The sequence below is a fragment of the Citrobacter sp. wls619 genome (assembly GCF_005281345.1).
Classification (GTDB): Bacteria; Pseudomonadota; Gammaproteobacteria; order Enterobacterales; family Enterobacteriaceae; genus Citrobacter.
In genome coordinates this window covers 84,668-99,236 of sequence record NZ_SZXJ01000006.1, presented here as the reverse complement: position 1 = coordinate 99,236, position 14,569 = coordinate 84,668, and the positions used below count along the sequence as shown (strand labels likewise).

The window sequence follows — 14,569 nt, the reverse complement described above, 5'->3', positions numbered from 1 at the left end:
GTTGCATCGACCCATTGAACTCACAGCACGAAGCGGAAGTTGCTGAGCAGAAGATCCTCAGTGAGCGAGAAGCGGACGTTGAGGCGCCTGATAAATCGTCTCAGTTTTCAACTTTTCTTACCCTTAATGTCCTGATTAGCAAATCATACAAGCTATCCACAGCTGAAGAACTCTGAGAAGCACGACTTCTGAACAAGGCGACTTCCATCGGTTCAAGGGGCCCCAAAAGATGTTCACTGCCAAGAACTTGCAAGTGGGGGGGTACGCTGCACTGGGTGAGAACGGCAACAGCCAGACCACTTTCTACTGCTGTAATCTGTCCCGACAGACTGGAGCTGTTATACACCACCTTATATCTCCGCCCCTGTAATGCTAATGCATTGATGGCGCTACGCTTAGCAAGGCTCGTGCTTTCATATACCGCAATGGGTAATGGATCACGCCTCCACACCTCAAACTGCGGAGAACCTACCCACACCATGGGTTCATAAAACAATAACGAGCCCTGGCTGGGATGTTCCCGGGAAACCAGGGCCAAATCGAGATCGCCGCTCTCAACGCGAGGAATGAGTGATGTTGATTGCTCACAGCTCAGTTCGATCTCGACCGATCCAAAGTTAGGCGCAAATCTCTTCAGCGCAGGTGTAAGGTATTTTGCTGCATAATCATCAGGAACCCCCAGACGAATACGCCCTGTTAATTCCTTACCGTGGAATGCTGCCATCGTTTCAGCATGAAGGTCGAGCATCCTTCGGGCATATCCCAACAGCTTTTGTCCCTCAGAGGTGAGTTGATGCTGCCGAGGACCGCGAAGTAAAAGCTGACATCCTAATGCGGATTCCAGCTTCTTGAGTTGCATGCTGACCGCAGACTGCGAGCGATGAACCTCAGGTGCCGCTGCCGAAAGCGACCCCGCGTCTACTACCGCAACAAAACATTTGAGCCAGTCCATCTGGAGGTCTTGATACTGCACCGTTGATCCTTGTATTCGATAATCAAATATTAACATCAATTATTATGCGTTTTTATTGATTTCACAACGCTGTCATAGTGGCGCTCTGTTTAACATGACTGAGAGGAAGAGCATGAGGCCCCGGATGACGTATTACGAATCTGATTTATCTCAACTAAATCATTCGCTTGTATGGGCTGGTTTTCGGCAACTTATCCCGGTGTCACTTTTTGTCGCTGTTTTTGGTGCCGCCTTTGGCCTGGCTGCATCGCAGAAAGGACTGGACCAGATGACCGCAACAATGATGAGTTTGCTGGTTTTTGCCGGTTATGCGCAGTTCGCTACGTTAGAGCTTTGGACGTCTCATGTTCCGGTATTAACGCTAATAGCCACCGTCTTTGCCATTAATGCCCGGCATCTGTTGATGGGGGCAACTTTATACCCGTGGCTGCGCTCTTTAACACCCGCTAAACGCTACGGAATCATGATGGTTGCATCCGATGCTAATTGGGCTATGTCCATCCAGGCATTCGGCAGGGGAAAAGCAGGACTTGGATTGCTCTTTGGCGGCGGTCTTGCGTTATGGCTTTTTTGGGTAGCAGGGACTCTGGTAGGGCTTTATTTCGGCAATGCTATACATGAGCCTAAACGCTATGGACTCGACATGGTCATGGGATGTTTTCTCCTTTCCATGGTGTTCGAAGGAGAAAGAAATCTAAGGATGCTTTGTATCTGGGCCGTAGCGGCCGGGGCTTCGCTGATAGCGTATAAAGGGTTACCAGAAAATAGCCACGTGATCGCCGGAGCCCTCGCCGGAGGCATCGCTGGAATCATCATGAGAGATAAAAAATGAGTATTGAGACGGTAGGTTTTGGGCCTCTGATTATTATCATTATTATGGCCCTGGTCACTCTTGCTACCCGATGGGGGGGCGTCTGGGTTATGTCTTTTGTTCCTTTTAATAACAGAATAAAAGCCTTTATTCAGGGCATGTCAGGCTCCGTTCTCGTTGCGATTTTAGCCCCCGTGGCTCTTACCGGCGACAAAGGTGCTCAGATGGCATTATTGACCACCGCTATTGTAATGCTGGTTTTTAAAAGGCCTTTGCTTGCGATCGCTTTTGGGATTGGCGTTTCAGCGCTGGTCAGGTTTTGTTAAACCGTTCTAACGAATGTTTTCCTGACTGACTTCATTACGGTAAGGTCCGCTTTTGGCACCAGGCTGACGGTTCAAATGACAAGAATACCTAGATTTCAAGTGCAGCCAGGATGACGGTTTCCATTTTCGCAGGGGTAGTGAACGGTGCAAAACGCTTTAGCGGCTTGCCATCGCGTCCAATAAGGAATTTTGTGAAGTTCCATTTTATCCGTCCACCCAGCATGCCGGGCAATTCATCTTTTAGATAACGAAATACCGGATGTGTAGCGGCGCCGTTAACCTCCACTTTTTCAAACATCGGGAAGCTTACACCGTAGTTGACGTGGCAGGTCTGCGCGATTTCGTCGGCGTTGCCGGGTTCCTGCTTACCGAACTGGTTGCAGGGGAAGCCAAGCACCACCAGTCCGCGAGCGGCGTACTTTTTGTAAAGCGCTTCCAGACCTGCGTATTGTGGCGTGAAGCCACAATGGCTGGCGGTATTTACCACCAGAACCAGCTTGCCAGCATAGTCAGCCATAGGGATACGCTGGCCGTCCAGGCTGGTGGCTGTCAGTTGATAAAATGTGGTCATAGCGAACTCCTCAGAGCAGGACCTGTTAGATATTGGCATAGCCATCCAGCACGGTGCTGCTGGGGCAAGTGAGAAGCGGAGGTGAGTCCGCTCGGTAAGTGCTGTCAGATTCAGTCCCTAATGCTCCAGATCTTCGCGAGTGGGTCCTTGAAAGTAAAGGGTACTAATATGGCAACTACGCGGTTGAGTCAGCACAAAACGAATTGTTTCCCAGACAGAACGCCCATTCATTAGATGCTCTCCCATTCTGGATTGAGTGTCGACCAGAGGATCTAACCCGGTCAATTCAAAATCCGGTGGGTATAATCCGGTAACCCGTATATTTTCTTTGGATAACTGTTTCGACAGTTTAGTTGTAAAACCACTCATCCCGTGTTTACTGGCAAAAAAAGCGGGATGGGCAATTGAATCCGTAAAATTCGGAATGCCGCAGACAGATATAATCGCAACGATGTCAGCACTGTCTGAGCGCCTTAACCCTGGAAGCAATGCCTGTGTTAGTAGAATTGAGCCTGTCAGGCCTGAGCTGACGGTATTGAAGATTTCTGTGTCCGGTTGTTCGTCTATGGTCCCTGACAACCACTGAGCAGCATTGAGGATTAGAATGTCGATGGGCCTGTCTATATTTAAGAGCTGTGAAGCAAACTGAGAAATAGACTCAGGTTGGGTTAAATCACACAGATACCCTTTTGCAACACCACCTTCAGCGGCGATGATGCTGCAGGTTTTGTGAATATCCTCAACCCGCCGAGCAGAAAAATCCACGTTGACGCCTTCTCGAGCCAACCAAACGCACAACGCCTGACCAAATTCTCCTCCGCCGCCTGTGATAACGGCTCTTTTACCTTTCAACATAGCGATGATCCCCTTTCGTGATGAGTCAGTATCGCTGGATATATAGCATGGCGATACGGGGTCACATCTTCCCGTTAGTGCCATTTACGGCGGGATATAAATAGCGGTTTGCATGCGTTATATCGTTCTCAAAAGGGGCGCAGATCAGATTTAAGCAAAATGCATACCGACGGGGAGGAAGCATGAAGGAGGCTCATCCTGTTCGTTGCTTTCAACCTGTCCTGCGAATGGTGCCAGGTGTCGGGCATGTAAATGGCTGGAACCGATATTGACAATCAACTGGATAGCATTTAATCACAGCTTCATGTTCCGCGTAATGTGGGCAAAATGCGGCGCACAACAGAGTCACCCCTCCCGGTGGTTATTCTCCGCCGGGAGGGACATCAATTCAGATTAAAATACCGACAATCCCAACCCTTGTTTTACTTCTCTTAGCGTTTGCTGCGTGATGTCGTAGGCCTGTTCGCTGCCTTTTTTAAGCATCGCCATCAGCATACCTTTATCCTGAATATAGGTTGCCCGACGCTCACGCATAGGCGCGATGAGTTCTTGCAGGCACATCTCCAGCTCATTTTTGCATGCCCGATCACCCAATCCTCCTTGCTGATAATGCGCTTTCATTGCTGCGACTTTGGCCTTGTCCGGGTGAAAAGCATCCAGGTAGGTGAACACGACATTGCCCTCAATTTGCCCCGGATCGGACACTTTTAGGTGGTTAGGATCAGTGTACATTGCGCCGACGGCGCGATGGATAGTCTCTTCACTTGCCGACAGGAGCAGCGTATTGCCAAGTGATTTCGACATTTTGGCGTTGCCGTCGATACCCGGAAGACGACTGGTTTCGCTTAACATAGCTTTACAGTGATGCAGAACGGGGGCCGGTAACAGGCTGTTCATCTTGTGCACGATTTCATTAGTTTGCTCAATCATCGGCAACTGATCGTCGCCGACGGGGACCAGGCTGGCTTTGAACGCCGTAATATCTGCTGCCTGGCTGATCGGGTAAACCAGGAAACCGACCGGAAGCGAACGGGCGAAACCTTTTTGCGCAATTTCATTTTTGACCGTTGGGTTACGCTCGACGCGAGCCACGGTAACGATATTCATATACAGCGCGGTGAGTTCGGCAAGAGCAGGTAGTGCCGATTGTAAACAAAGGGTGGTGAGTGAGGGGTCAATACCTGCGGCGAGATAATCGGCCAATACTTCGGGTATATTATTTTGGATCTTTTGTGGGTTGCTGCCGTTATCGGTCAGACCTTGCAGGTCTGCGACCAGAACAAATTGCTGATAATCGTGTTGCAGTATCGCACGTTGGCGCAGGGAACCTGCATAGTGGCCAAGATGCAATGGCCCAGTAGGACGGTCGCCGGTAAGGATGATGGATTTGTTGTACATAGAAGACTCCTTAAGCATAAAACCGAAAGGGGTCTCAAAATGCAAATAACCGCCTTTCGGCGGTTATTTAAAAATGGATAAACACATTCTGACCGCCTTTAAGAAGGCAGCCACCAACGCTGGTGGTTAAAACCGTTGCAATCGTGTTTTATATTCATCTGATCAACATATCACTGCAAGGAGCTGAGGTAAAGTAATGCTCTGCCCGGTCGGGGTGGGCAACGTCATTTTGGCTTTACGGGTAGGGCATCCATTGTTATGTTTGGAAGCCCCCTTGTAATCATGGCGATAATTTTCGACAAGGAAGTACAATGCATAAAGACGTTCCGGTGAAACGCGATCTCGCGGCATTGCAAAGTAGTGGACCATTGCTGTGGGAGAAAAAGCTGCGTCCAGGTGACGTTTTGTTAGTTTGTGGAAACAGTCCATTCAGTTCACTAATTGTGAAAGCGAGCGGCGGACCATACTCTCATGCCGCTATCTGGATCCATGGTGGTGATTCAGGCATTGAAAGTCTATATCTTGCCGAATCGGATACATCGGGAGTTGGATTTACTTTTTTATTGCCAATGAGTCTGTATCCCGGTGGACAGTCCACTGCAGAAAAGGTTATTTGCATCCCCGAAAATCCGAGAGAATGGATTTTATTGCGCCATCCTGAATGCGAAAGTATTGATCTCTCCAGGATGATTCAGGCTTCGAAAGATCTACAAGAAAATGATTTTTATAAAACCTACTCTGCTGTACCGAGGCTTCTTGAGGCCATAACGCTACCAGATTTTCCACATTTACTGGCAAAACATGTTGCGCAAGCAATCGAGTCCTGTCGTTTTGATAAAGGAACGCGAGGCGCATTTTGTTCTGAGCTTGTCGCTACATTTTTTTCCAGACTCGGTCTGGAACTGTTTACCGATGGACGTGATCCGCACACCGTTTCGCCAAATGATTTTTTATTGCCAGAATGCCGATTAACCGTGGTTACGGATGCGTTTGTCGATGCAGGTAGTTTGCTGCCCGGGACCTATGGCTACGGAACGCCTTATCAAAAACGGAGTAACGATCCTTTTTTGCGTGCGATGATAAGCAATCGCGACGTATACGATAAAATCACCGTAAGTATGAAGGGTGCAGAGAGCGCTCAGCAAGAAGCATACACTAGGATTATTACACCGCACATTAAGAATGCCGATGCTATGGAGCACCAGTTTGCTGAGCAGATAGCGCTGGCAGAACAGTGGCATGAATATGAGTACGTCGAGAAATTACAGCGTTACGCGATTATGTTTAAATATAGCCACCGCTTACTACAAAATGTATGTGAGCTAAAACATCACTATTGGTCTGGAGATAATCCCCTTATCGACATTACTGCCTGGGATCAGGCGAGTGCAACGCTTCAATTGAGCGCCAGCCAGATGCTATATTGCGCCCAGCGTGCACTAATTAGAAACATGGCACTTTCCGGTCTGCGCAGAATAAGAAGCATACACAAAGTTTCACCGCCAGGCCGAATACAGTTAGCTAAATTTAGACGCTTACGTGCTAATAATTTGAAACGTTGGTGCCAGTATAAAAAAGACAGTTACGCCAGTCTTGACTCCTGTATAAAATTCTCTTCTGCAGGTGTGCCTGGTGAGCAGGCAATTGTCTATATTCAGGATGTAATCCAGAAAACTCACCAGTCACTTATCGATGAATATACCAATTAACGGGGGACTTCCTCGAGGGGATAGTTTAGGAAGTACCCGTCTGGGCTTACGCCCCGCTTTTTAGCTCGCTTCCAGCATCCCAAAGCTCACTATGCGCGAACGCCCCAGCTCTTTTGCACGATACAACGCGACATCCGCGGCACGTAACAGGTTATCGCTCTGGGCGTGCTGCGGGTAGCTGGCGACACCAATAGACACATCAACGTGACCGATATCAGAGACGCCAAAGCTGAGCGTCAACTCGCGTACGCCGTTGTAAATGTCCGTCGCAAAGCGATTGGCCGCTTCTTCATCCATACCGGCAAGCAGAACCAGAAACTCTTCACCACCGTAGCGGAAGGCCATTCCGTGGTCGTGAACAACGCGCTGAATAATTGCTGCGATACTTTTTATCACCCCATCACCTGCCTCATGACCAAAACGGTCGTTGATGCTTTTGAAGTGATCGATATCGATCATCAGGCAACTGATCGGTTCCTTGTTGTGGACAGCCTGACTCATCTGGGTGCGCAGAGTGTCTTCAAGGTGATGGCGATTGCGCAGACCGGTCAGAGGATCGTAAAGCGCTTTTTCCAGTAGCGCATCGCGCAGACGTTGGTTGGCTAATGCCAGTCCAAGTGCCTCGGCCATCAGTTCCAGATAAGCACGTGAAGGGGCAGAATTGTCGCTGAGATTCTGGAATGAGAGCAGGCCGATGGCTTCCCCCTGGGCGATCAGTGGTATACACAGCGTATGATCCTGACACGACTCAGGCAGGTGGTAGCAGGCGATATCCGGCTCACCTTGCACGGGAGGATGACTTTGTCCACGGCGCACAGCCCAGCATTCATCCGGATGGAAAGGGTCTGCTTTGCCCTGCGGTGAGAGCCACTCGGCGGCACAGCGCATGTGCCAGGCTTCCCGATCAAGAATGTAGAGCCGTCCGGCAACGCCAGGGGCAATGTTCGGGGCAAAAAGCTGCGCGACATTGATAACATCGGCAAAGTTTTCGCAGCCCTGTAAACGCTGGGTCATACGAGCCAACAGTTCGCGGATTGCCCAGTCGGCATCCCGCTCTTTCTCCAGCCGCTGCCGCGCCAGGCCGTTCTCACGAAAAATGCGAATGGCTTGCGCCATATCGCCAATCTCATCAATCTGATTAAAGTTAGGCGTTTCTACGGCATAATCCTGCGATGCGAGGCGGTGAACCACGTCGCTCAGACGCACAACCGGGCGCAGTACGCGGCGTTTCAAAATAAAACCGAGGACAAACAAAAACAGCAGCGCGGTTAATCCGACCATGACTTCAGAGAGCGTACGCAGTATGCGGGAAGTCCTCGTGGCATCGTCAATGCTGTTACGTACACGGTTATCGAGCAACTGCCGGAAATGATCTATCCGCACCTGCGCCCGTTCCAGCTCCTGTTCATAGGCTTTACCGTAGAGCAGGGCGATTGCCTGTGACGTTTCTCCGCGGGCCATACTGGCGAGCGCTATTGCTTGCTCTTCCTGCAGCGCATCGACAATTTGTAATCCTTCATGCAGCAGCGCCAGCTCTTCACCTGTCGCGCCGACGTCTTTTAATTTTGTTAACCGCTGCTCAACCTCTTGTAGCGACGACGCCTTCTGGCGATAAGCATTCAGTGCCTCTGGATCTTTAGCGATCACGTACTCGCGAGCTAAATCGGACAAGGACCAGGCATCGAGCTCCACCTCTTCGGTGAGCTGATCAAATTTATACCGCTGCTCCACCACCTGACGTTCAGTATTGTCTGCTCCGGATGCCATCAGCATAACAACGCCGGAGGCAATGGTCAGGCATACCGTCGCACTGTAAGCCCAGTTGGTGATTGTGGCTATTCGCACTTTTTCGTTCCTTCTGCGACGATTAATGAATAAGCATGATTGAAATTATAGGAAACGTATGATTTTGCGTGAAAACAAAAGGCGACCCGAGGCCGCCCCTTGTTATCGTCATGCCATCATAAATCTGGAGGGTTTTTTCCTTCTTCCATGAAGGCTTCATCGATACCTTCTACGTTGCCCTCATGGTCACGTCCGGAGAACAGATTCCAACTGGCCAAAAACAGTGCGGCGATCAGCGGGCCAATCACAAAGCCGTTGATACCGTAAATCTCCATCCCGCCGAGGGTGGTAATCAATATCAGGTAGTCCGGCATTTTGGTGTCTTTTCCTACCAGTAGCGGGCGCAGGATATTGTCCACCAGTCCGACAATAATGACGAAGAATCCGACAATAAACAGCCCTTGCCACAGCTGGTGGGTGGCAAAGAGGAAAATAGCCGCAGGGACCCAGACTATCGCCGAGCCAACCGCAGGCACCAGCGAGAGGAATGCCATTAGTGCGCCCCACAAGATGCTGCCGTCGATGTCGACAATGGCGAAAGCAATGCCGCCCAGCGTGCCCTGTACGACAGCGACAACCGCCGTGCCTTTGACAGTCGCCCGCGTGACACCCACGAATTTGGCAAACAAGTGCTGCTTGGCAAAATCAGACAGCGGTAAGGAATCCAGAATCTGACGCACCAGATACGGTCCATCCTTCAACAGGAAAAACAGCAGGTACAGCATGATGCCAAAGCTGATGGCGAAGCCGAAGGTCCCTTTACCAATCAGGAAAGCACTGCCTGCGAGGTACTGCCCGCCCTGCAGCGCGATGTCGGAGAGTTTCTTCTGGATCTGCGCGACGTCATCCAGATTGTGTTCTGCGAGGAAGCCCCTGGCCCAGTCAGGAAGATAAGAAAGAATAGAACTAACCACTTCCGGAAACTGCGTATCGTTTTGCTGCAACTTGGTGTAAACCACATTCAGTTCGATTGCCAACGACGACAGGATCAGCATCAGAGGAATAAAGACAATCAAACAGATAATCCCGATAGTGATTAACGATGCCAGACCGTTACGTTGGCCAAGCGCGCTGCGCAGTTTGTTTTTTACCGGATTAAAGATAGTTGTCAGAATTGCGGCCCACAAGATTGCGGAGAAGTAGGGGGACAACACGTCGAAAAACGCCCAGGTCACGAGGGCAAGAATGAAAATGAAGAAACCTTTGGTCAGTCCGTTAAATCGCATTAGTGAATCCTGTAACTGAGAAGCAGTCTCGACTATAGAACTGTTCAGCAGAATTACCAACTGTGGATGTTGATTCCGGCTTAACGCCGCCTTGATGATCAAACAGTGAACTCAGAGCAAAAAATTGCCCCGTGTTCCTGTCTCTGTCAGGGGTGAGCGAATGATCTATCTACGCGTCGAGAAATGGGGCAATGTGTCTGGAAAGCCAAAATTTCTCCGTTGTCGATTCAAACAAACCACAGCAACTGTCTCGTTTCACACAGTCAGTACAGGCTATATTCCAGCTATTTTTAAAATCACTGATACTCTGCTTACAATACGTATAGGTATCAGGATTCACGAGGCAAAGAGGGAGATTAAAAACACGTACGTCAATCCCATATAGCTGAAAAATTTCAATTGCAGCTGAAAGCTTGTCTTTATAATCCCATGGATCGATAAATACTGTTTCCCGATTCAGCTTTGCATAACCCATATTTTCCATGCCCATCAGGGCGACATGTTTTACGAAGAAAAGATTACGCGAGATATACTCGGCTAGTGCTTTCAGATAGGGTACGGTTGCCTTGTTTAATACGACGCGTAGTTCGATACTGATCCCCTGTTTGTAACAGTTCAGAAGCCCTTCAATCGTTTGATTAAAAGCACCGTCGGACTGAACTACGTAGTCATGTACTTCAGATACATGACCAAAAAGAGGGATCCCCACGAGCAACTGATGCCTCCCCGCTCGAGCCAGACGTGCGGTGTAGTATTCATCAGAGAGATATCGTCCATTTGTCAGGAGATGGATTAGGGTTTGGGGCATTTTTACTGAAATACCATCTACAATGCGCAGTAACCCGTCGTCGAGCATTGTTGGCTCACCACCGGTAATACAGAGAGATGAGGGAGCGTGCTCATTATCAATCAGGGCGAGCGTCTGCAGGATCCGTTGTTCAATAGCGCCATGATTAACCTGTGATTGTGGTTTAGGTGGCTGCGGGCACATTATACAAAGATTGTTGCACGCTTCGGTCACTAAGAACGCGTTGTTTTGCGAAGATGCCCGGAAGTAGCGATGAATCCTCCCTCGCTCGCTAACGGAGATAATATCTCCCTGGCTAAATACGACATCGGCCGCAACAACAATGACTGGAATTGTTTTCTGCAATTTAATCATATTCAGACGGGAGTCGTGGTTTGTACATATTACCGCGCTGACAAGGTCTAATGACGGCAGAGAGTCTTGTTGGTTTGGTGGTAGGTAGAGAATAGTATCGGCCTGGTTTATCTGAAAATCGGTTACAACCTTACCGAAAAGCGGGGCGTTTAAGTGCAGCGTGTTCTCTGCCTGCACAGAAAGAAAGAGTGTATCTTTTGCGTACGGTGTATTCATTTCATGCCCCACTGCATCAACAGACGACGTGTGTCGTCATCGCCCTCGGTGAATTTTTTGATAACCATCGCGATAATTCCTTTGTTTTTCAAACAGAAATCATCTTTTCCAGGATGTCCATATACCGAACCCGTTACCTGATATCTGCGAATTGGGTCTGCGCCGCAATAAGGTGCGAATGCGCAATCTGAACAGACAGGTAAGCAATCATTCACACCAGAGGCAGCTAATTCTTGCATTACAGGGCCAAAGAAGAGTTCTTCACGGCTACTTTCGAAAATATTGCCCATTCTGAAGTGTTGGTCACCCATTTCAGCCATCATGCGGCTTTCATCACTGGGGTAGATATTCCCGTCGTAGTTATACAACGTGACGCCAAAACCAGAACCACAGGGAGACTGAAGATCGACGAAGCCGGTTGCCCACGGGGTCATGAGCTTTTTCATTATCAGGCTGGCATAGGATTCACGAAAGGGAATACCCTGACGATTGAGGTGAATAATATAATCGAGACACGTTTCATAAAATGCCAAAAATTGAGCGGTGCTGTAGCCAATTTTGTGAAAATATTTATGGGCAAAACCATATGGGTTAAGTTCCCGAATAAAGATACTGCGAAACCCATGCTTCACATATTCATCAATAATCGCATGCGGCATTTCGAGGCTTTGCCGGGTTGTCGTCATTAATGCGCTGACCTTGTCAAAAGCATTTTGCTGTTTAATTTTACCCAGTGTTGAGATCAGCGCATTCCAGGCGCCTGTGTTTGCATATCTACGATTCGCATCATGCAACTCTTGTGGGCCATCCAGTGACGTACTGATTGAGAAATCATGCGTAATGAGAAATTCAAGATCGCTATCGTTCAGCTCGCACAGGTTAGTACAAACGACAAACTGAATATCCTTCTGTGTATTTTTCTGTTTAACCAGTGCGACAGCCTGCCTGATAAGTGGCATATTGAGTGTGGACTCACCACCCTGAAATTCCAGCGTTAACTTATCTGCTGGCATCGACAAAAATAGTTCGATGCTCTTTTCCATCACTGCAGGGCTCATGTCATAGCGCGCCTGATCTGACTGGCAACTTTTACGTGATGCCTGGCAGTATACACACGAGTTATTACAGCGAACTGTCAAAACAAAAATATGCAATTGAGAGAAGTTCTCGATAAATGCTTTTTTCGTTCGATAGCGTGAGGCTAATAATGCAATATTTCCCGTGTCATTATGCTCGCAGACAATGTGCCTGGCTTTCAGTTCATACCAAAGCGACTCATCTTCAATTTTTTCTTTATTTGTTAGTGCGATAAGTTGTTCGGGCTGCAGACAAATCCACTCACCATAATCTGTCGACAAGAAATAGCATCCATTGTCCAGCAAACTAAAGCGGAATGGTAGAAGACGATATGACTCGTGGGCGAATTTCTCGGGAAGCTGGAATTTAACGCTCATTATTCATGATATCCTGTATGCTTAACTCAAGGATGTTATTGAGGAAGGCGTTAATAATCTGCGAGCGTTCTTCGTCATACTCCTGTTTCACATTCATTATGAGCAACATTTCCTCTCCGACAACAGACTCAACGCGCATAAAGTCAGAAAACTGCTGCGTCATATCAGCAACAGCTTCCAGGGAATAAAACTCAGGGTCTAATGTAATCTTCATGGAATCATACTGCCGACGTAATGATATTTAGAGTGTCATTGTGGGACTTGTTGTTAATAAGTGCTGTTGCCGGAGCGAAAGCTTTTTTTACAATTTCTTCATGTAAAACAGATGTTTCTTGATAAATTATCTGGCGCATCTGGTTTTCGGTAAGGGATTGTAAAAATTGCCTGATTCCAGCATCTATATGCTGATTGTTGTGATCCTCATTTTTGCTGTAAAAACAGATCCCAGTTGTGTTATTAGCGACTTTCACAACATGGATATAATAATTATCTGTAAAAGCATAACAAGTCTTCATTATCGCTTCACGACTGTAAATTTCTTTATCCAGTGATAGCAGAAAGAAGTCACCTAACGCATTGGTACCTTGCACAACATTTTCCATCATCATTACCTTTAGGTTGGCCAGCGTTGCTGCTGGCCGTGAGTATTAGCACGTTGAACCTGGTGTGCAGGAATAGTGGCTGGAATGGCTGGCATGACTGGAGTGGCTGTAATGCGCAGCGAAGGCTTGCCCATCAAGAGATGGCTTCGCCAGGATGATGGCGGTATTGGTTTGTTGTGCCGTATGGTTAACTACGGTTTGCATTTGCGTTGTCGAAACCGGGGTTCCGCTACTGCTGGATGCCATTGCTGGTGCACTCACACCTGCCATAACCCCGGCAACTATACCTGCGACAATAGGTGTAATGTTTTTATTTGAAAGTTCGTTAACGGAACCTTTTGCTACTTTCGGCAAAACTTTCATTTTTAATCCTTACCAAAGGTGAGTTGATAACGGCGTTGTTATCTTTAACATAATAAACCGCTGCTATATTTTCTTCGCTCGTTATATTTAATAAATATTTGATTTGAATCATTAGAAAATAAACTGCTGAGCTAATGTGAATAAGTTGGTATTAAGGTCATTTAACCATGGTTAGACACTTAGATAAAATATGCACACAGATATGTTACACTGAATTAATGTCTACATTAACGCCATGCTGTGATAGATGATTAAGCTGTGTTAATTTCTTATCCTGGCTATTGATTATATCTCTCTCAGTTTTCTCAATGTGCTGGTCACGGATAATTCAAACTCCAAAGCCATGTCATCTGACATAATAGATTGTATTTCTTCAAGGTCATCCCGGTGCAAAGTGAGTATTGACCTGATGGAAAGATCTGGGTGAGCAGCATGCAGGTTAAAAGCATAATCAATTACCTTGTTGGTTTTTAGGCGAATTGACTTGTTTTCATCATAACTAACGAAATTAAGTGGGTTTTCTTTTTTATAAGCCGGTGGTTCAGTGGCTGAGAGTTCATGCGTTTCTTGAGACTTTGGCGAGAATGGTTTGCTATGGTTGAACACCCAGCGAAAAATATACAGGCTGATTATTATCGGTAGTACAGGGGTGACAAACACGGATGTGGAAAGACTTGTGTTGTTATGTAAGAAGTAGGCAAACGTATCGCTTACAGATATCGCTTTGTTTATGGAAAGATCCAATGCCAGTAGGTATAGTACAAAAACGGCTGCAGCATAACACCATAGGAATGCTTGCCAGAATGCCATGTCTTTGAAGTAATTAGTTGCCCATTTATATTTAAAATACAGCATGCCGATACTAATGATAATGACAGATAACACAGTCGTGCCATTATAACCTTCAGTGTAGAGTGCACCGGGTGAAATAATGCCGAAAAGGCATATAAGCCCCAATACTAGCTGTTTTATTGTAGACATGACTATGGCCGAAGAACAATGGATGGTTAATGATAATTATTTGTTCCAGATATGCAAATGGAAAATATGTGTATTAA

At 47.5% G+C, this 14,569-nt stretch carries 15 protein-coding genes; 3 read left to right on the top strand and 12 right to left on the bottom strand.

The window, feature by feature from the left end; translation table 11 throughout:
• Window positions 1-100 precede the first annotated feature (100 nt).
• Window positions 101-973, bottom strand: a complete 873-nt coding sequence (locus tag FDX19_RS01230; RefSeq protein WP_137381303.1) for a LysR family transcriptional regulator — start codon at window positions 971-973, stop codon at window positions 101-103.
• A 124-nt stretch (window positions 974-1,097) separates the two neighbouring features.
• Here FDX19_RS01230 and FDX19_RS01225 point away from each other — a divergent pair, with 124 nt between their 5' ends.
• Both FDX19_RS01225 and FDX19_RS01220 read left to right on the top strand, forming a co-directional pair.
• Window positions 1,098-1,805: an AzlC family ABC transporter permease gene (locus tag FDX19_RS01225; RefSeq protein WP_137381302.1), complete on the top strand. Its 708-nt coding sequence runs from the start codon at window positions 1,098-1,100 to the stop codon at window positions 1,803-1,805.
• Window positions 1,802-2,110, top strand: a complete 309-nt coding sequence (locus FDX19_RS01220) for an AzlD family protein (protein ID WP_137381301.1) — start codon at window positions 1,802-1,804, stop codon at window positions 2,108-2,110. The genes FDX19_RS01225 and FDX19_RS01220 overlap by 4 nt, the downstream gene beginning before the upstream one ends.
• An 88-nt stretch (window positions 2,111-2,198) precedes the next feature.
• Here the strand turns inward: FDX19_RS01220 and FDX19_RS01215 are convergent, their stop codons facing one another.
• From FDX19_RS01215 to trpS, 3 genes are all read right to left on the bottom strand, one after another.
• The gene (locus FDX19_RS01215) at window positions 2,199-2,681 is read right to left on the bottom strand and encodes a glutathione peroxidase (protein WP_137381300.1); all 483 of its coding nucleotides are present in this window, start codon (window positions 2,679-2,681) and stop codon (window positions 2,199-2,201) included.
• 117 nt (window positions 2,682-2,798) lie between these two features.
• Window positions 2,799-3,536: an SDR family oxidoreductase gene (locus FDX19_RS01210; RefSeq protein WP_137381299.1), complete on the bottom strand. Its 738-nt coding sequence runs from the start codon at window positions 3,534-3,536 to the stop codon at window positions 2,799-2,801.
• Window positions 3,537-3,929: 393 nt separating this feature from the next.
• Window positions 3,930-4,934, bottom strand: a complete 1,005-nt coding sequence (gene trpS, locus FDX19_RS01205) for a tryptophan--tRNA ligase (RefSeq protein ID WP_137381298.1) — start codon at window positions 4,932-4,934, stop codon at window positions 3,930-3,932.
• 311 nt (window positions 4,935-5,245) lie between these two features.
• Here trpS and FDX19_RS01200 point away from each other — a divergent pair, with 311 nt between their 5' ends.
• Window positions 5,246-6,643: a hypothetical protein gene (locus tag FDX19_RS01200; RefSeq protein ID WP_137381297.1), complete on the top strand. Its 1,398-nt coding sequence runs from the start codon at window positions 5,246-5,248 to the stop codon at window positions 6,641-6,643.
• Window positions 6,644-6,703: 60 nt separating this feature from the next.
• On the opposite strand, the gene FDX19_RS01195 is transcribed toward FDX19_RS01200, so the two are convergent.
• The 8 genes from FDX19_RS01195 to FDX19_RS01160 form a co-directional block, all read right to left on the bottom strand.
• Window positions 6,704-8,488 (bottom strand): diguanylate cyclase, encoded by a 1,785-nt coding sequence (locus FDX19_RS01195; protein WP_137381296.1) that lies wholly within the window; start codon window positions 8,486-8,488, stop codon window positions 6,704-6,706.
• A gap of 116 nt (window positions 8,489-8,604) precedes the next feature.
• A complete protein-coding gene (locus FDX19_RS01190; RefSeq protein WP_137381295.1) occupies window positions 8,605-9,714 on the bottom strand; it encodes an AI-2E family transporter in 1,110 nt (369 codons plus the stop codon).
• A 169-nt stretch (window positions 9,715-9,883) separates the two neighbouring features.
• Window positions 9,884-11,092 carry a His-Xaa-Ser system radical SAM maturase HxsC gene (hxsC, locus tag FDX19_RS01185; protein ID WP_137381294.1) on the bottom strand — a complete coding sequence of 403 codons (1,209 nt, stop codon included), beginning with the start codon at window positions 11,090-11,092 and terminating at the stop codon, window positions 9,884-9,886.
• Window positions 11,089-12,546: a His-Xaa-Ser system radical SAM maturase HxsB gene (hxsB, locus tag FDX19_RS01180; RefSeq protein ID WP_137381293.1), complete on the bottom strand. Its 1,458-nt coding sequence runs from the start codon at window positions 12,544-12,546 to the stop codon at window positions 11,089-11,091. Before hxsB ends, hxsC begins: the two co-directional genes overlap by 4 nt.
• On the bottom strand, window positions 12,536-12,760 hold the full coding sequence (locus FDX19_RS01175; protein WP_137381292.1) for a hypothetical protein: 225 nt from the start codon (window positions 12,758-12,760) through the stop codon (window positions 12,536-12,538). Before FDX19_RS01175 ends, hxsB begins: the two co-directional genes overlap by 11 nt.
• 4 nt (window positions 12,761-12,764) lie before the next feature.
• Window positions 12,765-13,148, bottom strand: coding sequence for a His-Xaa-Ser system protein HxsD (gene hxsD / locus FDX19_RS01170; RefSeq protein ID WP_212734694.1), 384 nt, complete (start codon window positions 13,146-13,148; stop codon window positions 12,765-12,767).
• A gap of 45 nt (window positions 13,149-13,193) precedes the next feature.
• Window positions 13,194-13,511 carry a hypothetical protein gene (locus FDX19_RS01165; RefSeq protein ID WP_137381290.1) on the bottom strand — a complete coding sequence of 106 codons (318 nt, stop codon included), beginning with the start codon at window positions 13,509-13,511 and terminating at the stop codon, window positions 13,194-13,196.
• Between the two features lie 285 nt (window positions 13,512-13,796).
• Window positions 13,797-14,492, bottom strand: a complete 696-nt coding sequence (locus FDX19_RS01160) for a hypothetical protein (protein ID WP_137381289.1) — start codon at window positions 14,490-14,492, stop codon at window positions 13,797-13,799.
• Window positions 14,493-14,569 lie beyond the last annotated feature (77 nt).